The sequence below is a fragment of the Streptomyces amritsarensis genome, from assembly GCF_001953875.1.
GTDB classification, from domain to species: domain Bacteria; phylum Actinomycetota; class Actinomycetes; order Streptomycetales; family Streptomycetaceae; genus Streptomyces; species Streptomyces amritsarensis.
The window spans coordinates 79,653-103,405 of record NZ_MQUR01000008.1; the positions used below are offsets into that span (position 1 = coordinate 79,653).

Below are 23,753 nucleotides of genomic sequence, written 5' to 3' on the forward strand. Positions count from 1 at the left end.
TCAGATTCCTTGCGCTATGCGGGACCAGATCGCGCGGACCACGGACGCGGCCCCCGTGATGTCGCCGGGAGGCCCCGGCAGGGCCGCTGCCCGCCCGAAGCAGCGGTAGAAGCCGTTCATGGCCGGGTCGCTGGGAAAGTGCCCGTGGGACGCGGAGGCCACGCTCGTCCGCGCTGCTGCCGCTTCGCCGTACTGGAACTCGATGTGCTGGCCGCATGCCACGGTCATGCGGCCCACGCGGGGACTGCTCACCGGGATACCCCACCGGGCGCGATCGGCTGGAGTCAGTACGTCGACGGACGGGTCGAGCGTGCGCAGGGCATCCTGGAGCCGCTGTTCGACATCGGCCCCCAGGGGCGTGTCGGCGTACAGATAGGCGCAGTTGCTGTCGCCCTGGAAGACCATCCGGTCGGCGAGGCCCAGGTCGGTGAGTACGCGGTTGGGGCTGAGGTGCGTCTCGACGTAGTCGATGCCGTGGTCCGAGAAGAACAGGAACTCCCCCTGCTCGCCCACGGCCTCGGCGATCCGCTGCACGCAGGCGTCGATCCGCGCGTAGGTGTCCAGGATCTGCTGCCACGCGTGGCTCTGCTCGCCGACCGTGCCCCGGACCGCGTGCCAGTACAGGAACTCCTGCGCGTGGTCGGCCTGGTTGAAGCGGACGAACAGGACGTCGGGGTCGTGCTCCTCGAGGACGTCGAGAGCAGTCCGTTCCACCCATTCGGCCCGCGGTGATTCGTGGAAGTCGTGCTGGGGACTGGCGGTGTACTCGACGTGCAGGGACGCGGCTCCGTCACCGGCACGGCGTCGCGGTGCCGCATCGAGGCCCCCGAACCCCATGGTCAGTACGGCGGTCCCCAGCTTCATCCGTATCCGGTTCCGTTCGAGCCGGGTCCAGGAGACCGCGACGGAGAGGGAACCCGAGGACACCGGGATGTCCAGGCGCACGGGTGGGGAACCGTCGGTGACGACCACGGCCGCGTCGCCGTCACCGATCGTCAGGGCGCCGGTCCGCTGAGCGAGTCGCAGGTACAGGGTCGGCTCGTGCCCGAGACAGGAGAGCGTCACCCGACCGTCGGCGGCCGCGTCCCCGGCGGGCGGGAGCGGTACGACGAGGTCACGGGCCGGCGCGTACAGGCAGTAGCAGCCGGGAATCGCCACCCGGGCGGTGCGGGAGAAGGTCTGTGGGAAGTGGATCGCGGCGGCGGACGCCCCCTGCCGCGCGAACCAGTCGAGCAGGCTCGGCGCGGTCAGCGAGGTCCGTTCGTACGGGTGGAAGGCGGACAGCGGATCGTCGGCGCGCCGCCGGATCTCCGCGACGCTCTCCCGCTCCCAGAAGCGGTTCCCCACGATGCCGTGACCGTTCGGGTGGGTGCCGGTGAGGAACGAGGCGTGCGAGGGCGCCGTCGAAGAGGGGTAGATGCTGCGCAGCTCGTGAACGGGGGTGCCCGGCACGGCGGGCAGTACCTTGCGCAGATCGAAGAAGTCGTGATCGCGGATGATTCCGGGCAAGCCGCCGTCGATGCAGATGACGACCAGCCGCCGCCGCTGCCGGCCGCTCATGCGCCCGGCTCCGCCGTCGTCACGGGCGCCTCGTCGTCGAGCGGCTGTGGCGAGACGGTCACGTTGTGCTGGTGAAGCAGCCATGCCCCGCCGGGATCGCCGGGACGGTACTGCCAGTGCGTGATCCCCGCATGGGACACGAGCAGTTCCACCCGGCCGGCGCCGCCGGAAAGCAGCTCGTTGACGGCGTCGAAGAAGCCGCTGTGCGTGACCAGGACGATGCGTTGGTGCTCCGTGGCCCGGTGGCACAGCTCGCTCATGCAGGTGGCCACCCGTGTCGTGAACGCGTGCCACGATTCCCCACCCGGCGGCGGCGGACACAGCCGGTCCTCCCGCGGGTTCGGCAGCTGCCTCCCGTCCCCGAACGACGCCCAGACGATTTCGTTGAGGCGAGGATCCTCCCGCACCACCAGGCCGGCGTGGTGCGCCACGACGTCCGCGGTCTGCCGCGCGCGGGGCAGCGTGCTGGTCCGTATCTCGGTGGGGCGCCGCTCGGCCAGCCAGTGGGCCGCGGCCTCCGCCTGACGGCGTCCCAGGGCGGTCAGGAACGGGTGGTGCGGATCGTGCTTCCTCCGACGATCCTCGGCGTGGCGCAGCAGGAAGAGATGCATGTCACTCCAGTGAGGCGGGGACACGGGTGTGCCAGTCCCACGCCGTACGGACGATGTGGTGGAGGTCGCGTTCCGCGCTCCAGCCGAAGCGGCGCAGGGCCAGGCCGGGATCCGCCCAGGACAGGCCCGGGTCCCCGGGCCTGCGCGGGGCGACGACGACCTCGGGGTTCTTGCCGGAGACGTCGGACAGCACATCGATCAGCTCGCGTACGCTGACGGGGTGCCCTCGGCCGAGGTTCACCGGGCCGCACCGGTCTTCGCCGTCCAGGCGCTCCAGGGCCTGGAGGTGCGCCCGGGCGAGGTCCTCCACGTGGATGTAGTCCCGCAGCGCCGTCCCGTCGGGCGTCGGATAGTCGTCCCCGAAGATGCGCAGGGTGAGCGAGGGGGGCAGGCCCAGCGTCGCCCGTACGGCCACGGGAAGGAGCTGGGTCGCCCCGGGGCCGGCGTGCTCTCCCAGGGAGGCGTCGTCGGCGGCTCCCGCCGCATTGAAGTACCGCAGGTTGGCGTATCGCATTCCGGTGGCCTGCGCGTACGAGGCGATCATGCGCTCGCACAGGTACTTCGTCTCTCCGTAGGGGCTCTCGGGACGCGCGGGCGCGCTCTCGTCCACGGGGCAGATCTGCGGAGTGCCGTACACGGCGCACGATGACGAGAAGACGAATCGCCGCACCCCCGTGCGGGCGCACACGGCGAGCAGGTTCTGCGTTCCCGTCACGTTCACGTCGAAGTACGTGCTGATGTCGCGGAGCGATTCCTCCGAGGACTTGAGGGCCGCGAAGTGGATCACGGCGTCGGGGCGGAACCCTTCGAAGACCGCACCCATGGCGGAGAGGTCGCGGATGTCCACCACGTGCAGGCGGCACGCGCCGACCGCCTCACGGCGGCCGGTGGTGAGGTTGTCGACGACCACGACCTCGTGGCCGGCGTTCAGAAGGCGTCGCACGGTGAAGGAGCCGACATATCCCGCACCTCCGGTGACGAGTACTTTCATCGCACATCACCTCCGCTGAGTCCGGGGACGTCGGGTCGGCGCAGTTCTCTTCCGCTCACGAAGGCCTCGGCAGCCTCCACACCGGCCTGCGTCCCCCGGTAGGAGGCCAGCGTCCGTACGGCCGTCAGGGAGCGCGGGTGGGGAGCATCGTGCACCTCGTAGGGATAGGCGGCCAGAGCCCGGCACTTGGCTTCGACGTGCCCGGTCACCTCGTAGAACACGTTCGGGGTGAACGGAGCCACCAGACCGGTCTGCTGTTCCGTCGAGGACAGGACCTCGAAGTGCAGGACCTGCCGTACGGGGCCGGCGCCGAGGAGCCGCGTGCCGTATCCGACGGCCTGGGCGACGCTGCGGTGGTCCGCGTGGATGTCGCCCGGGTGGTGGGTGAACACCACCTCGGCCTTCGCCTCGTCCAGGGAACGGCGGACCGCGTCGACGACCTGGCGCTGGGGCAGGTCCGCAAGGAGACGGCCGTCGGCGGCCAGGCCACCGAACGTGACCCGAGCGACCCCGAGCTCCTTCGCCGCCGCCAGGCACCGTGCCCGCGCCTGCTCGATCGTCACGCCCGAATGCCGCAGCGAGACACCCTCGGCGAGGATGTGGATGTGTACGTCCGCGCCCTGCCGGCTCAAGGCCGATGCCGTGGCACCGGCACCGAGAACCTCGTCGTCCGGGTGGGCGGCGATGATGAGAACCTTCACACGTGCTCCGGAACCGGGCGTTCGGTGTCCGCGGCGGGGGGTGCCGGTGCGGGCTCCCCGGGCGGACGGATCAGCGCGCCCATGGCGTAGAGCCGCCGCACGAGCACGTCGGGACGCCCCCCGCGGACTTCGGCCAGCCGGCGCGGATCGCCGGCTTCGAGCGCCGTGCGGACGAGCGCGTAGGTGTCGCCGTCCAGTTCCATGATGTGCGAGGTGCGCGGTACGAAGACGAACCCGCCGTCGCTTTCCTCACGCACCCGGACGTCGTCCCACACCACCTCGTCGAGGAGTGCTGCCGGGCCGAGCCGGTCCAGAGCCAGGAGGTCGAGGCGGTGGACGAGGTACTCGACGCGTCGTTCCGCGCGGTGGCCCCCGCGGACGGACTGCCTCCCGGCGACTCCCATCGCCTCCGCCGCCTCGCGGTCGTTCACGAGCCCTTGCATCGCTTGCCGCAGGTCTTCGTCGTCGATCACCAGCAGGCCGTGGCGCTCGTCCTCCACGAACTCCGGGATGCCGCCCTGGGCGGAGGCGATGACGGGGCGGCCGGCGGCCATGGCCTCCTTCAGCGCGAGCGGGCCGGTCTCGGGCACCGTGCTGGCGAGGACCATCGCGTCGCCGGCGACGACGACGGGCGCGACCTCGTCCAGGTGGCCGAGGAAGCGGACCCGGTCGGCGACGCCCCGCTCGGCGGCCTGGCGGCGCAGGTCCTCCTCCAGCGGCCCGTCCCCCGCGATCACCAGCAGCGGCGGCGTGGCCCCCGGGGGCAGTTCGATGTCGGCGAAGGCGTCGACGACCCGGTCGATGCCCTTCTCCCACGAGAGGCGGGCCAGCACGACATGGACGAACTGTTCCGGCGCGGCCCCCAATTCCCGGCGGGCGACGGTGCGGTCCACAGCGTCCAGAGCCTCGAGCAGAGATCCCGTGACGCCGCTGGTCAGCACTTCGACCTGGTCGTCCTTCAGGACGCCCGCCGTGATCAGCGGCTCGAACTGGCGCTGCCGTTGTTCGCGCGACGTGGCGAACACCAGGTCCACGCCGCTGAACAGGTCGCGCACGTCGTCGGTCGTGCCCAGGGGGAATGCCGAGTGGCGGAAGAGGCACACGGCCGCATCGGCCGGGTCCTGCGACCGGGCCCGGTGCACGGCTGCCGCGTCCGCGCGGCCCGAGACGCACACGATGCCGGGGTGGTGGCGCCGCAGCACGCCGCGCACCGCGTCGGCCGCGGCGTCACTCGCGAAAGGAGGCACGCTCGCGGTCGCCAGCCCCTCGGCACGGCACCGCTGCAGCATGGCCCCGCCCTCCTCCGCGAGGACGGTGACCGTGTGGCCGGCCCGCGCCAGCCCGTCCGCCATGTCGCGCATGTAGCGGTGCTTGCCGCCCCACACCTGGTCGGAGACAGTAAGGACGATATCCATTAGTTCCGAACACCCCTCCCGAAGATTCCCGGGCACGAGCCGGGGATGGTCCACAGAGCACTGAACGCGCGCAGAGCCGCCAGGCGGGCCTCACCCACGCCGCCGAGCACGGCGTAGGACATGCCGCTGGCCCGGGCCTCGCGCAGGCACTCTTCGATCAGCGCGACCGACAGGGCCAGATCGTGCCCGCGCGCCTCGGGCACGAGCGCGATCGTCGAGAGCATTCCCAGCCGCGCGGTGTCGTAGGCGAGGAAGCCGAGCAGACGGTCCTTGGGCGCGAGGGCCTTGTCCCGGTCGACGACGATCACGGACGAGATCGGGTCCCTGGAGAAGGACCGTTGGATCTCGCTCGCCCAGCCGCCGCCGAAGGTCTCCCGGAGCCAGTCGACGAGGAGCAGCGCCTCGCTCGCTTCCGGGCGGCGCACCCAGAGGTCCCTGCCGTTGACCGTCAGGGACGTCGGCGTGTCACTGGGCGTCCACGTCCGGAGGTCGATGAAGAGATCCGCCCATTCCAGGCTCTTGTCGTCGCGGCTCACGGCGCTCTTGTGCCCGGTGGGGTCGGGAACCCACCAGGACGCCTGGCGCAGCGCCGGAGGAAAGCCGTCCGCGTGTTCGTCGACGGTCACCAGCGCGTAGGCGTACCCGAGCCACTCCAGGCGCTCCAGTGCCACATGGACGAGGAGCCAGTACACCTGGGCACGCAGTGCGGCGGTGACGGCGGCCGACACCTCGCAGGGCCCCACCGTGCCCGGTCCCCGTGTGTTGATGCCGCAGCGGCCCAGGACCGCCCCGTCCCCGTGCAGTTCGACGAAGGTCTCGGCGCGGGGACCCGCAGCCGGCTTGAACCACGGGACGTACGGGGCCGCGTGCGGCGGCGAGGACGGCGGACCCCCCGGTTCGAGCGCGGGCCCGGACGGCGGGACGTCGTACAGACGAATCAGTGCTTCCGTCTGTTTCACGAGCTACCTCACCTCCGCGCCTTCGAAGATCTGCCGGTCCAGCAGCGAGGTGAGCGGAGGGGTGTCGGGCGCATCGTCGGAAGCGAAGTCCCAGAAGATCTCACGCAGCCTGTCCTCGGTGAATTCCTCCTGCTCCTGGACGAGTTGCTGCTGCCCCTGCGACCAGATCTCCTGCACGGAGGCGTCCTTGGTGTTCCCCAGAGGGGCGGCGCTGTAGAGGCGGCTCATGGTCACGTCCCCGGTGGCGGAGATCGCGATGCTGCTGTCCCGCACGAGATACGGGAACATCACCACGTCCTGGAAGGGCTGCAGCCGCTCGCCCGGCACCAGATAGGGCGCGTTGAGGTTCAGGTCGAAATCGGTCGCCGGCACGTCCCGCTTGAACTCGATGACCTTGCGGTGGACGGCCATGGTCTCCTCCTCGGTCAGGAGCAGCCGGTTCCGGCCTCCGCGGCCGTGCGCCCGGACCAGGATGAGGTCCTGGCGGCGGAAGTCATGGGCCCGCAAGTAGTGGGCCAGGTCGAACACGTTGAACTGATTGGTCTTCATCACCGTGGTCAGCACCTTGAAACTGCGAACGCGATCGCGCAGGTAGATCGAGTTCTCCACGACGGTATCGAACACGTCCATGAGCCTCACGGCGGCGAACGTCTCCCGCGTACCGTCCATGCTGACGCGCACCGACGAGATGCCGCTGTCGACGATGCGGTCGAGCTGTTCCCGTGTGTGTGCCGCCGCGTTCGTGATCAGAGTGACCGTCGAATGGCGCAGCTTCGGTACGACGTCCAGCAACTGCCAGAAGCCCTTGCGGATGGTCGGTTCCCCGCCGGTGAGGGTGATCTCGAAAGTGCCCATCCGGTCCAGCTGGAGCATGATGTCCTGCAGTTGCTCGATGGACAGCATCTTGCGGCGGATGTGGACCGGGATCTCCCCGGTGTTCGTACGGCAGTGGATGCACCGCAGATCGCATGCGTAGGTGACATCCAGGCTGGCGCGTACAGGTGCGGTGTAGCCGGGCATCAGTCGGCCCCCTCTTCTTGGAAGATGCGCTGCCGTATGTCGTCCAGGTCCCGCGCCCCCCACCACGCGAGGGTCAGCCGGATCCCTTCCTCGAGGTCCACGGCACCCGGCCTGGGGCCGATCTGCCGGTTCTGCAGGGCGGTGCTCGCCCGGAACTCGGCGATCTCGTTCGGGCGGGACGCCTTCCGCACCACCTCGGCGTCCGGGAACGACTTCCGCAGGACGTGCACGACGTCGTTCACGGAGAAGGACCGGCCGGAGCCGAGGTTGACGACCGGCGGGAGCGGTCGGCCGGCCAGCGCGATGAGCTTGTCCACGACGTCCGCGATGTACGTGAAGTCGCGGCGCTGCTCGCCGTCGCCCTCGACGGGGATCTCTTCCCTGGTCAGAAGGTTGGCGCAGAGCCGCGGAATCAGGGCGTCGGGGCGTTCGCCCGGGCCGTAGACGTTGAAGAACCGGACGACGCCCACCTCCGGCCCGCCCGGGGCGCGCTGGTGTGCTCCGGCCAGCATCTCCAGCCCGACCTTGCTCGCCGCGTAAGGGGAACGGGGTGAGAGGGGGCTGCTCTCGGGGGTCGGCAGCTCGTCGGCCTCGCCGTACACCTCGCAGGTGCTTCCCACGACCACCCGGGGAACACCGGCATCGGCGCACAGGGCCAGCAGATGGCGCCCGGAGTCGACGTTGTCCAGGTATTCGAGCGGCTGCTTGAAAGAGCGCGGGACGCTCTTGTGCGATGCCAGGTGATAGACGAGGCGCACGTCCGCGAGGTCCCGCTCGGACAGGGCCAGGACGGGCTTCTCCACGAACTTGCCCGTGCCCTCCGGCGGGATCATCGGCGGTACGCGCAGGTCGTCCAGAACCGTTACCTCTTCGCCGGACGCCACCAGTGCACGGGCCAGGTGGCCTCCGATGAATCCGGCGCCGCCGGTGACGAGTATTCGGTCTCTCGAAGGGCTTTTTCGCATGCCAACACCTCTGTATCCCCCGTTGGTGGGTCAACTAGTGAATGGGCTTGCTGGGAAAAGGCAATGGGGTCGCAGCTGAGAGGCGAGAAAGGCCCGCCGGACCCGTGATCGACATCGTCACCCTAAGCCGGGAAATTGGCCACCAGAGGTGTGGTCTGCTTCACGTTTGAATGCGGGCCGCATCCGATACTTGCGTGAGATCCCAGGTGGCGGGCCGTTGGGTATCCGGTCATACCGGATGTCGGGATGCAAAAAAGAACGCGCGTTCTGGCGGAAAGCTGTCGTTGAATGGCTCACTGTTTGCGTTGGGTCGATGGCCGAGAGCCTCGTGTGTGTGTCACGACCACGTTTTCCCGGGAGGGCTTGATTGACGTCGCGGGACGGAGTCTCGTAGCGTTTCTCACGAGGGCCGGATCGTCGATTCTTCCGCCCGGCCCGAGTCGAGGTGCCGGGCAGCTCGGCTTGCGCATCGTGTCCGAGGCCGCCGCGGGTTCATTTGCCCGCCGTGATTTCTTTCCGCAGTCCCCGTCGGCTGTTTCGCCGTGCCGGAAGCCGGTGCCGTGCCGACGCCACCGAAGAGGGTGAGACCACGTGAAAGACCATGAGAAATATCTGTTCGACCTCAATGGATACCTGGTTGTCAGGAACGCGCTGACGCCGGACGAGGTCGTGCAGCTCAACGAGGCGGTGGACCGTCGGAGCGTCAGTGAGAAGCTTGAGTCGACGCCGTACTTCCACACCGGGTTTCCCGACGTGATGCTCGGGAACAGTGATCCCGGCAACGGACCGGTGGACCTCGCCGATGGCAGTCTGCTCGACTGGGGGCCGGAGTTCCGGCGGCTGATCGACCTGCCGCGGATCCTTCCGTACCTGGAAGAACTGCTGAAGCCGGAGGTCAGGTTCGACCACGCCTACGGGGTGTTCAGCCGTGCGGGCGCGGCCAGCGGGGTGGGGATGCACCTGCACCACGGAGGCGCACCGCACGATCCTTCACAGTCATACTCCTACCGTGACGGCGAGATCTACAACGGACTGCTGGCGGTGTCCTACGCACTCACACCGGCCGCTGCGGGAGGCGGCGGTTTCTGCCTCGTCCCGGGTAGCCACAAGTCGAACTTCCCCCTGCCGCAGGAGGTCCGGGAGGCGGGATCGTCCTGGCCGGTCCAGCACGTTCCCCTGGAAGCCGGCGATGCCGTGATCTTCTCGGAGGCCACGACGCACGGCACGCTGCCCTGGAGCGGCACGACCGAACGTCGGGTGCTCCTCTACAAGTACTGCCCGAGCTTCATGCAGTGGGAGAGGTCCTCTCCGGGGGCCGCCGTGGACGCGCGGTTCACGCCGGAGCAGCGCAGCCTCATGATCAGCCCTTTCGCGAGTGCCGGACGGCGCTCGGCGAAGGGATAGCCGACGCACCTGCTCCTCGGATCGAGCGACAAGAAGGAAGGCGTGATGGAGGACAACACCTGGACCCCGCCGATCTCACCCGGGAAGAAGGCGCTCCCGGAGGAGGTCGGGCTCTGGCTCGAGGCCAGGGCGTGCCCGACGGTCGCCACCGTCGAACCCGACGGCCGTCCGCAGCTGTCCGTCGTATGGGCGCACTGCACCGCGCAGGACGTCCTGTTCGCGACGGTCAGAGGCCGTCGGAAGTACGACAACATCGTGCGCAATCCCCATGTGACCGTGCTCATTTCGCCGCCGGACGATCAGGACCACTACGTGGAGATCCGCGGCACGGCGCAGATCGAGGGCGACGGCCGGGAACTGATCGACCTCCTGCACGAGCGGCACCGCGGTACCCGGCCGTACCCCTGGGACGGTCCCGACGACGAGCGTGTGGTCGTCCGGGTGGTGCCCGACCGGATCCTCGTCTTCCACGGGTGACCGCCGCCGGTCACCTCGGGCGGGGGCGGGCGCCGATGCCCTGGGGGTCGGGGGTGTGGGCACGGGTGCGGCGGGCGGGGTCGGGGTACTCGCGCCCCACGGCCTCCCGCAGCAGGGTCAGTTCGCTGCGGACGGCCGGCAGGGGGCCCGGCGGCAGGGTGGTGAGGAGGCCCTCCAGCAGGGCGCGGAGCCGGCGGCAGACCTGGACGGACGAGGTGCCGTACTCGCGGATCTCGGTCACGGCCAGCTGCAGGTAGTCCTCCCAGTCCCGGCCCTGCACCACCAGCCGCGGCGTGCCGTCCCGGTCGGCCAGCACATAGCGGTTGCGCAGGTCCGTGCGGCCGACCGCGTGGAGGAACGCCTCGATCCGGTGGAGGACCTGGACCGCGGTGGTCGGGTCGTTCACGGCGGGGGAGAGCGCCCGGACGGCGATGTCCACGAGGACCCGCAGCGCGAACGCCGGGTCCTGCTCGATGGTCCGCTCGGAGCCGAAGGCGATCAGTCCGGTCACCCGCCGGGCTGCGGGGGCCGGGCTTCCGCCGTGGACCTCGACCACGACGGCGCCCGGCGGCACGTAGTCGCCGACGAGGCGGGTGACCACGAGGAGGCAGTCGTGGCGCGCCGCAAGACCCGTCAGCCGCTCCGGGTGGAACGCCTGGATCACGCCCCCGTGTTCGGACCGTACGTAGGCGACCGGGCCGCCGGCCGGAGGTACGGGGTCGCCCGCGCGCGGCGCGGCGCCGAGGACCGCGGCCTCCCCGCGCACCAGGACCGCCTCGCCCATCCGCCCGACCAGGCCGGCGATGGCCACGGGCCGGAGGTTGTGGGTGAACCGGTTGAGGTAGACGAGCAGCAGCAACAGGCTGACGGACACCGCCGATCCGGCCATGGTGACCCCGAGGTCGGGCACGGAGTCGGACTCGATGCTGCGCAGCAGCGCGAAGGAGAAGGAGAAGGTCCCGGTGAAGGTGGCCAGCACGGCCTTCTGCAGCCGGTCGCGGTACCACAGGCGCATGTAGCGCGGGGACAGGGTGCCCGTCGCCTGCTGGACGACGAGCACGCCGATCGTGACGACGAATCCGAGCAGCGCGATCATCGCGCCGACGATGGCGGTGAGCACGCCGCTGGCCGTCGAGGCGGAGTACCGCCAGCCGGCCGGAAGCCACTCCGTGGCGTCCACGGAGACGGCCCATTCCGCCAGCAGTACGCCGAGGACCAGACCGAGCAGCGGCACGATCCAGAGGCTGGCCTTCGTGTACTGCAGCAGCCGGAAGCGGGAGGCCCAGGACATCAGGGGCCGGAGCAGGGGTCCGGTGGCCCGGCGGGCGCCTGCGTAGGTCTGTGCGGCACGGGTGACCTCCGACCTACGGCGCGCGGCACGGGACAGAACAGAAATGAATGGAACGGGATGGGAGGGGCGGCTTTCAGCCCCACGGTAAGGCCGCCTCCCGCGCTCCGCATGCCGCAGGTGGCGGGGCGCTGGCGGACGCGGTCACCGCGGACGCGGGACGGGACCGAGCAGGACGAGGAGGTCGTCCGCCGCCGGGGAGACGGTCCCGCCCTCGGTGACCGGGCGGAGCCTGCCGTCGGCGCGCACCACGAACAGCGTCTCGGAGTCCGCCGGGACGGGCCGGGAGGCCGGCTGCACCAGGTAGCGGGCGCCCTGCCGGTACCGCTCGGCCAGGACGTGCCTGACCAGCCGGGCGCCGAAGAGGACGTCGCCGCCCGTGTAGGGGGCGACGACGCCGTGGCCCTCGTGGGCGGGCCCGACCCGGTAGACGGGGCCCTCGACGTTGCCCTCCACCACGACCGAGGCCAGGGCGTTGAAGTCGTCGTCGTCCGTGCACAGGAAGACGGTGGTGACGCCCTCCAGCCGGGCGCGCGGGTTGGTGGCCGTGGCCAGCAGCTCTCCCTGGGCCAGTTCGAGCCCGGCCTGCCTGATCCGCTCCCGTTCGTCCTCGTCGCCGGCCCACATGAGGACCTCCAGTCCGGCCGACCGCAGCGCCTTGCCCATGTCGACGACCCAGCGGTCGCCGCCGACCAGCAGGGGGCGTGAGCGCGACGGGCGGACGACCCCGAGCCGGCGGGCCATGGGGGCGGCGGTCAGCGCGTAGAGCAGGACGGTTCCCACGATCACCAGGAAGGTGACCGGAAGGATCTTGGCGGCGCCGGGCAGGCCCTGGTCGGACAGGTCGGAGGCGAAGGCGGAGGCCGTGGAGGCCGCGACGATCCCGCGCGGGGCCATCCAGCCGATGAACCCCCGTTCCCCGAGGCTCAGCCCCGCCTTCCGGGTGGAGACGAAGGCGATCAGCGGTCGTACGACCAGGACCAACAGCGCGATGAGGAGGAGCGAGGGGAGCAGGACGGGCGTCAGGGACGCCGGGGTCACGGTCGACGAGATCGAGACGAACAGCAGGCCGATGATCAGCTGGACCAGCGTCTCGAAGAAGGGCCGGCGGGCGGGCATGTCGAATCCGGGGAGGTTGGCGACCGCCAGCCCGGTCACGGTCGCGGCGATCAGCCCGGTGTCGTCGCGGACGACGTCGCACCCCGCCGACACGATGATCACCACGGCCAGCTGGGCGATCGTGCCGAGCGTCTCCCCGAGCCGCAGGACGCGCAGCGTCAGCCACAGCAGCGCCACGCCCGCCGCGCCGCCGGCCAGGCCGACGCCCATGCTGATCGCGAACTGGCCCAGCTGGCGGCCGCGCCCGATGTCGGAGTCCGCGTTGGAGACGGCGTGGAAGACGAGCGCGCCGAGGATCCCGCCGATGGGGTCGATCAGCGTCCCCTCCCAGACGAGGATCCGCCGCAGCTTGTCGGTGGGCCGCACGTATTCCAGGAGCGGCCCCACGACCGTGGGGCCCGACACCACGAGGATCACGCCCACCATGGCGGCGCTGGCCGGCGCCATGCCGAACAGGGCGGGGGCGACGGCGCCGACGGCCAGGAAGGTGACGAGGACGCCGGCCACCAGCAGCCTGCCGACCGTCCCCCGGGTGAGGCCGGTGAGCCGGCGCAGGTCGAGCCCGAGCCCGGCGTCGTAGAGGATCACCGCCACCGACAGCGAGACCAGGGCGGAGAACTCCGACCCGAGCAGGTCGTTCGGGTGGATGACGTCGGTCAGCGCCCCCGCGACGAAACCGGCCGGCAGCAGCAGGAGCAGCGCGGGTACGCGCAGCTTCCCGGCGAGGATCTGGGAGCAGGCGGCCAGCGCCACCGTCAGGGCGATGCCGAGGAGGATCTGGTCCTCGGTCACCGCGGCGTACCCCCGCGGCCGCCCGGCCCCGGCGGGCGGCCCTCAGCCCCCATCGGCGCTCTTCCCCGGTTCGGTACCGCCGCGCCGCAGGTCGGCGTCGGTGAGCGACTCCAGTTCGCCGTGCGTGTCCAGCCAGTACAGCAGCACGACGGCCGGGGCGACGATCACCAGCGCGACCAGCGTCACGAACGCCAGCCACGTCAGGGTGGAGGGGGCGCCCGCGGCGTCGGCGACGGTCAGCGAGGTGGGGATGAGATAGGGCCGCTGGGCCATGCCCCAGGCCAGGACGGCCGCCGCGACGACCCCCACCGCCGTGACGCGCACCCAGGTCCCCGGCGGGCGCAGCAGCAGCCACGCCGTGGCGAACGTGGCCGCCGCGGCCGACAGCACGAAGAGCAGCCCCATGCCGTGGGTGAGGCCGTACCAGACGTGGGGGGCGTCCGTACGGGTGACGAACAGCGCGACCACGGCCAGTACGGCGACCGCGGCGAGCGCGGCCAGCGCCCGACCCCGGAAGTGGTCCACGAGGTCGGGGGCGCCGAAGCGGCGGGCGTCACCGGAGAGGAACACGGCGCCGAGGAAGGCCGTGGTCGCGACGGCCAGCAGCCCGAACATCAGAGAGGTGGGGTTGGACCAGGCCCTGGCCGAGGCCTCGGTGCCGAGCGCGACCCGGCCGGAGGCGATCCCGCCGACGGCCGCGCCGAGGAAGAAGGGCGTCACCAGCGAGGACACGGCGAACACGGTCCCGAACAGCCGCCTCCCGGCGAGCCGCCGCGAGGCCTTGCGGAAGGCGAAGCCGGCGCCGCGCAGGACCATGCCGACGGCGGCCAGGGCGAGCGGCACCCACATCGCGGAGAACACCGTCTGGAAGAAGACCGGGAACCCCGTCCACATGATGACGAAGATGAAGATCAGCCAGACGTTGTTGACCTCCCACACCGGCGCCATGGCGTGGTCGATGAGCCACCGCGGCCGCTTGCCCCGCTCCGCCCCGCCCGCGGTCAGGTCCCAGAAGCCGGCCCCGTAGTCCGTGCCGCCGGCGCAGGTGTACGCGGTGACGGCGAGCAGCAGCACGAAGGCGATGACGTCGGCGGTCACGGACGGCCCTCCCCGGAACCCGACGAGCCCGACGAGCCCGACGAGCCCGACGAGCCGGACGGGACGGACGCGGCGGACGAGCGCGGCCCGTACGGCGTGTCCGCCTCCGGTGCCTCGACCGGACTGCCCGCCCCCTGCTGCGCGTCGGCGAGCCGCCATCGGGTGCGCATCTTGAGGAGGACGGCCAGGAAGGCGCCGAAGACGAACACGTACACCACGATCACCAGCCCGAACATGATCCACAAGGTCGTGGAGCGCGTCGCGGTGACCGCCTCGGCGACCCGCATGTTCTGGTAGACGATCCACGGCTGGCGCCCCACCTCGGTGGTGACCCAGCCGCATTCCACGGCCACCACGGACGCGACGCCCGCGCAGGCCGCACTGCGCCAGAACCACTTGGACGCCGGCAGCCTGCGGTGCCGCAGCCAGACCACGGCGTACCAGAGGGCGAGCAGCGCCAGCACGGACCCGATGACGACCATGAGGTCGAAGGCCCAGTGGGCGATGGTCGCCTGGGTGGCGTTCGGCCGGTCGCTCGCCGGGACGGAGGACAGCCCCATCACCTCGGTGTCCGGGCTGAAGCCGGCCAGGATGGAGTCGAGCTGGGGGATCTTGATGCCGCCCGTGACGGTTCCGTCCGGGTGCAGACGGCCGAACAGGTACTCGGGCATGTGGGTGTCGGTCTTCCAGACGATCTCCATGGCGGCGAACTTCACCGGCTGCTCGTGGAAGACCTTCCGGGCGATGGAGTCGCCCAGGAAGAACTGGACCGGGGTGGCGACGGCGGCGACGGTGAAGGGGACGGTGAAACCGAGCCGGTGGTAGTGGTCGCGGCGGCCGCGCAGCCAGCCCACGGCGTAGACCCCGGCCACCACGTACCCCGCGGTCAGCAGCATCGCGACGACGAAGTGCCAGTACTGCGGCCCGAACATCGGGGTGAAGAGGGCCTTCCAGACGTTGACGTCGACCGGGTTCCCGGCGGAGTCGAGGCTGAAGCCGCGCGGGGTGTTCATCCACGAGTTGGCTGCGAGGATGCCGAACGTCCCCATCAGCGCGGCGGCCGGCAGCGGCAGCCCGAGCAGGAAGTGGGTACGGGGTTTCAGCCGGCGCCAGCCGTACAGGTAGACGGCGATGAGTACCGCTTCGAGGAAGAACGCCCACGCCTCGACACCGAAGCCGATGCCGAACACGTCGCCCCACTTGCCCATGAGGCCCGGCCAGAGCAGCCCGAACTCGAAGGACAGGACGGTGCCGGTGACGACGCCGACGGCGAACTGCACCGCCATCACGGCCGACCAGCGCCGTGCCAGCAGCAGGGCGGTGGGGTCGTTGCGGCGGATCCCCCGGTAGTGCATCAGCAGGGTGATGAACGGCAGGGCCACGCCCATCGGCACCAGGATGATGTGCGAGGCCAGGGTGAAGGCCATGAGCTGGCGGGCCGGAAGCAGCTGCGCCGGGGCGTCCGCCGCCAGCAGGAGAACCGTCGTGTGCATGCATGCCTTCGCTGCTAGGAACGACCGGAGGGGGATCAGCCGCCGGTGGCGAACCCGGGGAAGAGGGTCATCCCGCCGTCGACGTAGAGGGTGGTCCCCACCACGTAGTCCATGAGGTCGCAGGCGAGCAGGACGACCGCGTGGGCGATGTCGTCCGGGTCGCCGATCCGGTCGTACGGGATCAGCTTCAGCAGGTCCTCGCGGGCCTGCTCGGTCTCCCACGCGCCGCGGTTGATCGGCGTCCTGATCGCCCCGGGGGCGACCGCGTTGACCCGGATCTTCTGCGGTGCGAGCTCCTGGGCCAGGGTCTCCATCATCATCTGCACGCCGCCCTTGGAGGAGGCGTAGTTGACATGGCCCGCCCACGGGATGAGCTGGTGCACCGAGCTCATGCAGATGATCTTCCCGGCCGCCCGGGACACCTCGGGTACGACGCCGCGCCGCACGAACTCCTTCGTCGCCTCCCGGGCGCACAGGAACTGCCCCGTCAGGTTGACGTCCATGACCTTCTGCCACTGGGCGAGGGTCATCTCGGTGAACGGGGCGTCGCGTTGCAGCCCGGCGTTGGCGACCAGGATGTCGATCGTCCCGAACTCCCGCACCATCCGGTCCACCATGGCGACGACCTGGTCCTCCTGGGACACGTCCGCCTCGTACGCCGCCGCGCGCACCCCGAAGGAGGTGATCTCCCGGACGACCGCCTCCGCGGACTCCTGGTCGGTCACGTAGTTGACGACCACGTCGGCGCCGGCCCTGCCGAGCCCGATGGCGGTCGCCTTGCCGATGCCGGAGTTGGCGCCGGTGACCAGGGCCTTCTGGCCCTTCAGCAGCTGAGCCGGAACCACAACCCCTGGTGCGCCCACGGTGGAATCCACGTTGTGCTGCCTCCTCGACGAGCGGGCCCGGCGCGCCCCGGCCGCAATGGGCCGGACCGACCGCCCACGTAATCACCGGCCGCGGCGGGGGACCCGCCGGGCGGGCCCCGGTTGCGCCGTTCGGCCGACGATCTTCCTCCGGTCGGCGCAGGTCGGCGCAGGTCGCGCAGGTCGGCGCAGACCCGGCCAGGGTGATCAGTTCAGCCGGGCCAGGAGGTGGTCGCCGACCCGCAGGGCGTTGGCGATCGCGGTCAGCGACGGGTTGACCGCGCCGATGCTCGGGAAGAAGCTCGTGTCGACCACGTACAGGTTGTCGAGGTCGTGGGCCTTGCAGTTGACGTCCAGGGCCGAGGTGGCCGGGTCCGTGCCGAAGCGGACGGTTCCCGCCTGGTGGGCGGTCGCCCCGATCGGCATGCCCTTGTGCAGGTAGATGCTGTGCGGCAGCAGGTGGTGATCGTGCATGCCCAGGTGTCCGAGCATGCTCTGGAGCTTGTGCCGCAGCCGCTTCAGCCCCTCGGTGTTGTTCTTCTCGTCGAGCGCGAGGTGGATGGCGCCGTCACCGTCCAGGGTGACCCGGTTGCCGGGCGACGGAAGGTCCTCGCCGCACAGCCAGAAGTCGACCGCGTGGTGCGCCAGCACCTCGAAGGGCATGTCCGGGGTGACCGCTCCGGCCCAGCGCGGCGCCTCCCCGTGGATCTGCTCGGCGTCCGACTTGCCCAGCATCTGGATGCCGCCCAGCGGGAAGTCCCAGTCGTCCGCGCCCAGATACCAGTCGTGCAGCGCGAGGGTTTTCTGGAACTGCGTGGGGTTGGGCTCCTTCGACACCGCCATCAGCGCCAGGTTGTTGTGCCGCATGTAGTGGCGGCCCACCACGTCGGAGCTGTTGGCCAGCCCGCGCGGGTGACGGTCGTTCGCCGAGGCCAGCAGCAGGGCGGCGGAGTTGACCGCACCGCAGGAGACGACCACGACGTCCGCGTGGAAGCGGGTCTCGGAGCCGTCGGCGAGCCTGACGGCGGCGGCCGTGACGGTGCGCCCTGCCGCGTCGGTCTCCAGCCGGACCACGCGGGCGCCGGTGACCAGCTCCACGCCCGGGTGTTCGAGGGCGGGCTCCACGCAGACCACCTGGGCGTCGGACTTTCCCCGCACCAGGCAGGGGAAGCCGTCCACCCGGTTGCAGCGGATGCACACGCTGGAGGGAACGGCCTTGCCGTCCGCGTCCTGGACGAGGTCGACCCCGATGGGCAGGTGGAAGGGGTGCAGCCCCCTCTTCTCCAGGTCGTCGCTCAACTGCTGGATGCGCGGCTCGTGTTCGACCGGCGGGTAGGCGTACTGCGCGCTCACCGGCCCCTCGCCGGGGTCCTCCCCGTGCCGCCCGTGCACCCGGTAGAGGTGCTCGGCCTGCGTGTAGTACGGCTCCAGGTCCTCGTACCGCAGCGGCCAGGCGGGGGAGATGCCGCCGTGGTGCCGGATCTCGCCGAAGTCCTCGGGCCGCAGCCGGAAGAGGGCGGCCCCGTAGAACTTCGTGTTCCCGCCGACGTAGTAGTTGACCTCGGGCGGGAACGCGTTGCCGTGCTTGTCGAACCAGAACTCCGGCGCCCGGTACTTGCCCTTGACGAACACGGCCGTGGACTCCCAGTTGTCGCGCTCCCGTGGCAGCCAGCCGCCGCGTTCGAGGAGGAGCACGCGCTTGCCGGAGGGCGCCAGCCGGTGGGCGAGGGTACCGCCCCCGGCGCCGGTGCCGATGATGATGACGTCGTAGTGGGAGGAGTCGCCCACGTCGACCACCGTCCTTGGGCTCGTGGCCCCGCCCGACGGGCCGGGACCTGTCCCTCCGCGCAGCGGAGGCCGGACATTCCCACCCATTCGAAGCTAACGGCCCCGCCACCGGACGGCGACCCGGCCGGGCGGGCCCACGCGCGCCGTCACAGGACGGCGATCGGGTTCACGGGGGATCCCGTCGCGCCCGGCAGGCGCAGCGGGGCGACCACGCACAGGAAGCTCCAGCGGCCGGCCCGCGCGCACGCCCCGGCCAGGTCCTCGAGCTGGAGGTAGTCCATCAGGTGCACCCCCATCGCCTGTACCGCCAGGACGTGCACGGGGAAGGCGACGCCGGCCACCGCGCTGGGGGCGGTGTCGTTGTTGCCGTCGCCGCCGAGGACGGCGACCTCCCGCTCGGCCAGGAACGCCAGCGCCCGCGGGTGCAGGCCGGCCCTGGACCGGGCGGCGTCCCACGCTCCGAGCTCCCTGCGGCGCCGCCGGTGCCCCACCCGGACCAGCAGCAGGTCCCCGGGGCCGACCCGGACCCCCTGGGCGGCCTCGGCGGCCGTCAGGTCGTCCGCCGTCACATGGTCCCCCGGCTCCACCCAGGGCACGCCCCGCAGCCGCGGCACGTCCAGCAGCACGCCCCGCCCGACGATGCCCTCGCCGACGAGGTCCACCGAGAGCGAGCGGACCTCGGGGGCCGTCGCGTCGCCGGCCGGGACCCCGTCGTAGAGCTCGCCGTCGTACAGCACGTGGTTCAGCGCGTCGAGGTGGCTGTCCGCGTCCCCGTGGACGTTCATGGCGAACCGGTCGAGGGCGAAGTGGAGCCCGTCGGCCCCGGCCTCCCCGGGGGCGGGACCGGTCATCCGGTGTTTCGCCGGCTCGGGGTTGTCCGGGCCGGGCCGGGTCTCGATCGGCGCGGCCAGGGACACCGTGCGGCCGAGCCGGACCCCGGCCGCGGCCGCCGCGACGCGGGCGGGCGTCAGGTGGCGCAGCGCCCCGCGCCGGCCGCCGTCCGGGCCGGACCGGGCCGCCCGGCGCAGCCGCTCGTACAGCGTCCGGAAGTCCTGCGCGCCCATGGGCCGCGGCGCGGGCGGTACGGGGGGCCCGGTCATAGGATCCCGCCCGGGTCCGCGCCTGCCCAGGGGCGCAGGCCCCAGCGGAGCGCATGGCCGGCCCCCGGTTCCAGGACGGTGAGGCCGCTGCCGGTGCGGAAGGCGTCCGCCGGACAGGACATGGGCTCCACGGCGACCCCGCGCCGGCGCCGCCCGGGCTCTCCCAGCGTGTCGCCCGTGTAGATCTGCACGTAGCGGGTGCCCTCGCCGAGCCACAGGTCGGTGCCGCGCCGCCCCGACGGGTGCGCCAGCCGGACCACGGCCCGCCCGTCCGCGCCGCGTTCGAGCCCGGTGAAGGCGGTGTCCAGCGCCTGCGCCCCGATGGGCCGGGCGGAGCGGAAGTCGTATTCCGTGCCCTCGACGGGCACCTCGCCCGTCGGCAGGCCCTCGTCGTCGGTGGTCAGCCGGAGGCGGGCGGGTACGGTCAGCAGCGCCGTGTCGACGCGACCGGTGCCGACCGTCAGGTACGGGTGCTGCCCCACCCCGTACGGGGCACTCGCACCGCCCGCGTTGACGGCGCGGACCAGGACCTCCAGCCCTTCGTCGCCCAGCCGGTACTCGGCGGACACCTCCAGCAGGAAGGGGTATCCGGGCTGCGGGTGGAGGGTGGTGCCCACCCGTACCGCGTCGCCGGAGTGGGCCAGCAGCCGCCACGGGGTCCAGCGCAGCAGTCCGTGGATCGCGTTGTGCCTCTCCGGCTCGCTCAGCGGCAGTTGCAGATCCGCGCCGTCGAAGCGGTAGCGGCCGCCGCCCACCCGGTTGGGCCAGGGCACGAGGACCTGCCCGCGCCCCGAGGTGACCGCCTCGTCGGCGGCGAAGCCGTCCAGCAGGGGCACGCCGTCCGCCTCGTAGTGGCGCAGGGCGCCGCCGAGTTCGACCACGACGGCGCTCTGCCCGCCGTGGCGCAGCTCCCACTGCTCGCCGGTCGGGCCTGCGGACCGGGGCGCCTGCGCGGACATGGAAGCCTCCTCGGACAGCGGGGAAGGGGCGCTCAGTCCGCCAGACCGGGCGCCGTGCACAGCGCCCAGACGATCAGAGCGTCGACCGCCAGCAGCACCAGGGCCCAGAACGGCGTGTACGGGAGCCACATGAAGCTCGCGACCATGCTGAGGCCCGCGAGCGCCAGGCCGACGACCCGGGCCCACAGAGCGCCCCGGACCACGGCCGGTCCGGCGCAGAAGACCACGACTCCCAGGACCAGGTGGATCCAGCCCCAGCCCGTGAGGTCGAACGCGTAGGCGTAGTGCGGGGTGGGGATGAAGACGTCGTCCCTGGCGATCGCGGAGATCCCCGAGAACACCATCATCAGTCCGCCGAAGACCATCAGGAACCCGGCGAAGTACAGCCAAACGTTGCGGGCGCCGAAACCGCCCCTGCCCGCGGCCGGCGAGGCACCCCTGGGGCGGGCTCCGCCCACATGACCGGTCATGACACGCTCCTTACTTCGCGCCGGCCGCGGGAGCCGCGACCGCCTTGCCCACCGGGGGCACCGCCGGGCCGGGCGGCAGCAGCTCGGTGACCACGAAGGCGACCACCGACGCGAGGATGATCACGGGGATCATGGCGCCGCTGCCGAGCAGCAGCACGACGAGTACCACGCTGCTCACCGGAAGCCTCAGCGCGCAGGTGGCCGCGGCCGCCATGCCGGCCGCGAGGCCCGGAACGAGGCCCAGGCCCGGCAGCGGCGCGCACAGCACGCCCGCGGCCGCGCCCAGGAACAGGGCCGGGAAGATCGGACCGCCGCGCAGGCTGCCCAGGCAGAGCGCGTACGCCGCGCCCTTGCACAGCAGGACCGCGATCAGCGCTCCGATGCCCCAGGCCTGCGGATCGGAGGCCAGGCTGCCCATCACGGCCTGGCCCGACGAGGCGACGTCGACGGGGGAGTTGCCGGTGACGAGCGCGTACAGCGCGCCGAAGGCACCGGCCGCCACGGCGCAGACGGCCGTGTGGGCCACGGGCCGTCTGGCCACGTACACGCAGGCGTAGCGTCCGCCGGCCAGCACGAAGTGCATGAAGACGCCCATGACCGCCGCCAGGAGCAGCGACCACAGCACGTCGGGGGCGTCGAGGCGGGGGAAGGGCGCGGCCAGGTCCAGCGTCAGGCTGCCCGTTTCCAGGCCCGTCCAGCGGCCGAAGCCGGTGAACACGAGCTCGCCGACCCCGCTGGACAGCAGGGCCGGCAGCATGATCGCGAACAGCTGGGGTCCGCCCACTCCGGCCACTTCCATCAGCAGCACGGCGCCGATCAGCGGATTGCCGAAGATCGCGGAGATGGCCGCGGCCGCACCGGCCGCGCCCAGGATGGCCGTGCTCTGCGGGGTCGCGGGGGCCTGGGCCAGGTCCCGGAACAGCAGCGCGAGCCCCCCGCCCAGAGCGATCAGCGGGGCTTCCGGGCCGAGGGTCGCACCCAGGGGCAGGCTGAACACCGCGGCGAGGACGACGCCCGGCAGCGCGGCCGACGTCGCCCCTCCGGCGTGCAGCCCCGAGGCGGGGATGTGCCCGCCGGCGCCGGGCAGGCGGGTCACCACCCACCCGACCAGGACACCGGCCACCAGCAGCGTCGGCAGCGGCCACCACCACGGCGGGCCGCTCCAGCCGAGCGCCTCCGGGAGGTCGGCCCACACCAGGTGCTCCAGCTGGTGGAGCGCGACGAGGAACCAGAACGCCGCGAGGGAGACGGGGATGCCGATGAGCGCGCACAGCACGAGGAGTTTCAGGTAGCCCGGCGTGCGCAGCATGTCCCGCAGCCGGTCGCCCTCCGGGGGCGGTTCGGCGGGTGCCGATGCCGATGCCGGTGCCGGGGTGCGCGGATCCGTCATGGGGTCATCCCTTCCCGTCCCCGGTGACCGTCCGGTCTCTCAGCCGGCGAGGAGTCTGCTCTTCTGCTGGGCGAACTCCTCCTCGGTGAGCAGCCCTTGGGCCTTCAGCTCGCCCAGCTTCTGCAGCTGGTCGAGCTTGCTGCTCATGTCGTCGCCGGCGGGCGGGGGCGGGGCCGCGGGGGCGGGCTGCGGAGGCGGCGGCGCGGCGGCCTGTTGCTGTTCGTACGCTTGCTGCTGCCAGCGGCCCGCCTGCCGCCGCGAGACGCGGTTGGACACCGCTGTGGCGGTTCCGGCCACGACGGCGGTACGGGCTACGCCGCGAAGAAGTCCGGGCATGGAGCGTCATCTCCCAGGTTGCCAAGGGGCGGACGGCCGCACCGCGCGTCCGGTCCGCGGGTCGTCATGTGCCGGAGGCCGCAGGCCGGGCCGCTGCCCGCCGCCTGCCGACCTCGGCTCGGGCTCACGCCTCCATCGCGTCGAGCGAGGCCAGCAGCGCCTGGACGGGAATCCGGCCGCCGGCCACCAGCTGCGCGCCGCCGCGGCGCAGGGCGCGGGCGAACGGCGCCGCCCAGACGTTCTCGTACACCAGGATCCCGGCGGAGTTGCCGGCCTCCAGGGCGGCGCCGGCCTCGTCGATGTCATCCTGGCCGAGCAGGCCCGAGGCCGCGCCCTCGAAGACGGTCAGGTCCATCTCGCCGCCGCCGACGTCCTTCAGCTCCAGGGCGACGACCGAACCATCGGCATCCTTGCGGACGAAGACCAGGTCGAGGATGCGAATGATGCCGCGATCCACGAGGTCGACGAGCAGGGGCAGGCCCTCGCCGGTCATCTTGTTGCCGGGGAACTCGACGACCAGGTAGTCGACCGGCCCCATCGTTTCGATGTCTTCGCTCATCTCGTCGCTCATCACCACTCCTCACGTGCGATGCGGTGGGGGTGACCGCGCCGTGAGCCGCCACACTGCGGTGGGGCAGCCCACCAGCTCATTGCAGCACCCCCACGACGCCTTCGCACCTTTGGCCGACGGCCGCGGCGGGCGCCTGCGCGCCGCTTCGTGAACGGCGTATGGCAGTCGTGTGTCGGGCCGCGGCGCTCCCTTCACCCCGGCCCGGCAAGGGGTCTACGGTCGTACCCGAAGCGCCACCACGACCGTGTGCCCGAGTGGCCCAGGGGCCGGACTGCAAATCCGGTGACGCGGGTTCGAATCCCGCCACGGTCTCCATGACTCTT

The 23,753-nt window shown here is 71.6% G+C and carries 22 protein-coding genes and 1 tRNA gene; 3 read left to right on the forward strand and 20 right to left on the reverse strand.

Features of this window, described 5'->3' with window-relative positions; genetic code table 11:
• The 8 genes from AVW11_RS05835 to AVW11_RS05870 are packed head-to-tail and all read right to left on the reverse strand — an operon-like array spanning window position 1 to window position 8,222.
• Window positions 1–1,560: an alkaline phosphatase family protein gene (locus tag AVW11_RS05835; protein WP_060177896.1), complete on the reverse strand. Its 1,560-nt coding sequence runs from the start codon at window positions 1,558–1,560 to the stop codon at window positions 1–3.
• Entirely contained in the window at window positions 1,557–2,171 is a 615-nt protein-coding gene (locus AVW11_RS05840) for a histidine phosphatase family protein (RefSeq protein WP_051699399.1), read from the reverse strand. The genes AVW11_RS05835 and AVW11_RS05840 overlap by 4 nt, the downstream gene beginning before the upstream one ends.
• 1 nt (window position 2,172) lies before the next feature.
• Window positions 2,173–3,162 carry a UDP-glucose 4-epimerase GalE gene (gene galE / locus AVW11_RS05845; protein ID WP_060177895.1) on the reverse strand — a complete coding sequence of 330 codons (990 nt, stop codon included), beginning with the start codon at window positions 3,160–3,162 and terminating at the stop codon, window positions 2,173–2,175.
• The gene (locus AVW11_RS05850) at window positions 3,159–3,863 is read right to left on the reverse strand and encodes a PIG-L deacetylase family protein (RefSeq protein ID WP_030838264.1); all 705 of its coding nucleotides are present in this window, start codon (window positions 3,861–3,863) and stop codon (window positions 3,159–3,161) included. Before AVW11_RS05850 ends, galE begins: the two co-directional genes overlap by 4 nt.
• A complete protein-coding gene (locus AVW11_RS05855) occupies window positions 3,860–5,278 on the reverse strand; it encodes a glycosyltransferase family 4 protein (RefSeq protein ID WP_076043429.1) in 1,419 nt (472 codons plus the stop codon). The genes AVW11_RS05850 and AVW11_RS05855 overlap by 4 nt, the downstream gene beginning before the upstream one ends.
• The gene (locus AVW11_RS05860) at window positions 5,278–6,237 is read right to left on the reverse strand and encodes a hypothetical protein (RefSeq protein WP_060177894.1); all 960 of its coding nucleotides are present in this window, start codon (window positions 6,235–6,237) and stop codon (window positions 5,278–5,280) included. Before AVW11_RS05860 ends, AVW11_RS05855 begins: the two co-directional genes overlap by 1 nt.
• Before the next feature lie 3 nt (window positions 6,238–6,240).
• Window positions 6,241–7,257, reverse strand: coding sequence for a radical SAM protein (locus tag AVW11_RS05865; protein WP_030838273.1), 1,017 nt, complete (start codon window positions 7,255–7,257; stop codon window positions 6,241–6,243).
• Complete coding sequence (locus AVW11_RS05870) at window positions 7,257–8,222, reverse strand: NAD-dependent epimerase/dehydratase family protein (RefSeq protein WP_030838276.1); 966 nt, start codon at window positions 8,220–8,222, stop codon at window positions 7,257–7,259. Before AVW11_RS05870 ends, AVW11_RS05865 begins: the two co-directional genes overlap by 1 nt.
• Before the next feature lie 591 nt (window positions 8,223–8,813).
• Between AVW11_RS05870 and AVW11_RS05875 the strand changes: the two genes are divergently transcribed.
• Together AVW11_RS05875 and AVW11_RS05880 are read left to right on the forward strand one after the other, a co-directional pair.
• Window positions 8,814–9,626 (forward strand): phytanoyl-CoA dioxygenase family protein, encoded by an 813-nt coding sequence (locus tag AVW11_RS05875; RefSeq protein ID WP_076043430.1) that lies wholly within the window; start codon window positions 8,814–8,816, stop codon window positions 9,624–9,626.
• Between the two features lie 45 nt (window positions 9,627–9,671).
• Entirely contained in the window at window positions 9,672–10,103 is a 432-nt protein-coding gene (locus AVW11_RS05880) for a TIGR03618 family F420-dependent PPOX class oxidoreductase (protein ID WP_051699400.1), read from the forward strand.
• A gap of 10 nt (window positions 10,104–10,113) precedes the next feature.
• Here the strand turns inward: AVW11_RS05880 and AVW11_RS05885 are convergent, their stop codons facing one another.
• The 12 genes from AVW11_RS05885 to AVW11_RS05940 form a co-directional block, all read right to left on the reverse strand.
• Window positions 10,114–11,394, reverse strand: coding sequence for a DUF2254 domain-containing protein (locus AVW11_RS05885; RefSeq protein ID WP_076043431.1), 1,281 nt, complete (start codon window positions 11,392–11,394; stop codon window positions 10,114–10,116).
• 201 nt (window positions 11,395–11,595) lie between these two features.
• Window positions 11,596–13,362, reverse strand: coding sequence for a cation:proton antiporter (locus AVW11_RS05890; RefSeq protein ID WP_076043432.1), 1,767 nt, complete (start codon window positions 13,360–13,362; stop codon window positions 11,596–11,598).
• Between the two features lie 42 nt (window positions 13,363–13,404).
• A complete protein-coding gene (locus tag AVW11_RS05895) occupies window positions 13,405–14,460 on the reverse strand; it encodes a cytochrome d ubiquinol oxidase subunit II (RefSeq protein ID WP_076043433.1) in 1,056 nt (351 codons plus the stop codon).
• Entirely contained in the window at window positions 14,457–15,953 is a 1,497-nt protein-coding gene (locus tag AVW11_RS05900) for a cytochrome ubiquinol oxidase subunit I (protein ID WP_076043434.1), read from the reverse strand. The genes AVW11_RS05895 and AVW11_RS05900 overlap by 4 nt, the downstream gene beginning before the upstream one ends.
• A 35-nt stretch (window positions 15,954–15,988) precedes the next feature.
• Window positions 15,989–16,828 (reverse strand): SDR family oxidoreductase, encoded by an 840-nt coding sequence (locus tag AVW11_RS05905; protein ID WP_225884940.1) that lies wholly within the window; start codon window positions 16,826–16,828, stop codon window positions 15,989–15,991.
• Window positions 16,829–17,023: 195 nt separating this feature from the next.
• Window positions 17,024–18,604, reverse strand: a complete 1,581-nt coding sequence (locus AVW11_RS05910) for a GMC oxidoreductase (RefSeq protein WP_076043450.1) — start codon at window positions 18,602–18,604, stop codon at window positions 17,024–17,026.
• A 146-nt stretch (window positions 18,605–18,750) separates the two neighbouring features.
• Window positions 18,751–19,668, reverse strand: a complete 918-nt coding sequence (locus AVW11_RS05915) for a cyclase family protein (RefSeq protein ID WP_030838307.1) — start codon at window positions 19,666–19,668, stop codon at window positions 18,751–18,753.
• A 32-nt stretch (window positions 19,669–19,700) separates the two neighbouring features.
• Window positions 19,701–20,663 (reverse strand): aldose 1-epimerase family protein, encoded by a 963-nt coding sequence (locus AVW11_RS05920; protein WP_060177888.1) that lies wholly within the window; start codon window positions 20,661–20,663, stop codon window positions 19,701–19,703.
• Window positions 20,664–20,695: 32 nt separating this feature from the next.
• A complete protein-coding gene (locus AVW11_RS05925; protein WP_060177887.1) occupies window positions 20,696–21,133 on the reverse strand; it encodes a DUF7144 family membrane protein in 438 nt (145 codons plus the stop codon).
• A gap of 10 nt (window positions 21,134–21,143) precedes the next feature.
• Window positions 21,144–22,523 (reverse strand): chloride channel protein, encoded by a 1,380-nt coding sequence (locus AVW11_RS05930; RefSeq protein WP_076043435.1) that lies wholly within the window; start codon window positions 22,521–22,523, stop codon window positions 21,144–21,146.
• Window positions 22,524–22,562: 39 nt separating this feature from the next.
• Window positions 22,563–22,859 (reverse strand): SHOCT domain-containing protein, encoded by a 297-nt coding sequence (locus AVW11_RS05935; protein ID WP_060177885.1) that lies wholly within the window; start codon window positions 22,857–22,859, stop codon window positions 22,563–22,565.
• A 124-nt stretch (window positions 22,860–22,983) separates the two neighbouring features.
• Window positions 22,984–23,430: a DUF6325 family protein gene (locus tag AVW11_RS05940; RefSeq protein ID WP_030838318.1), complete on the reverse strand. Its 447-nt coding sequence runs from the start codon at window positions 23,428–23,430 to the stop codon at window positions 22,984–22,986.
• A gap of 240 nt (window positions 23,431–23,670) precedes the next feature.
• On the opposite strand from AVW11_RS05940, the gene AVW11_RS05945 reads away from it, so the two are divergent.
• Window positions 23,671–23,745, forward strand: a tRNA-Cys gene (locus tag AVW11_RS05945).
• Window positions 23,746–23,753: the final 8 nt, after the last annotated feature.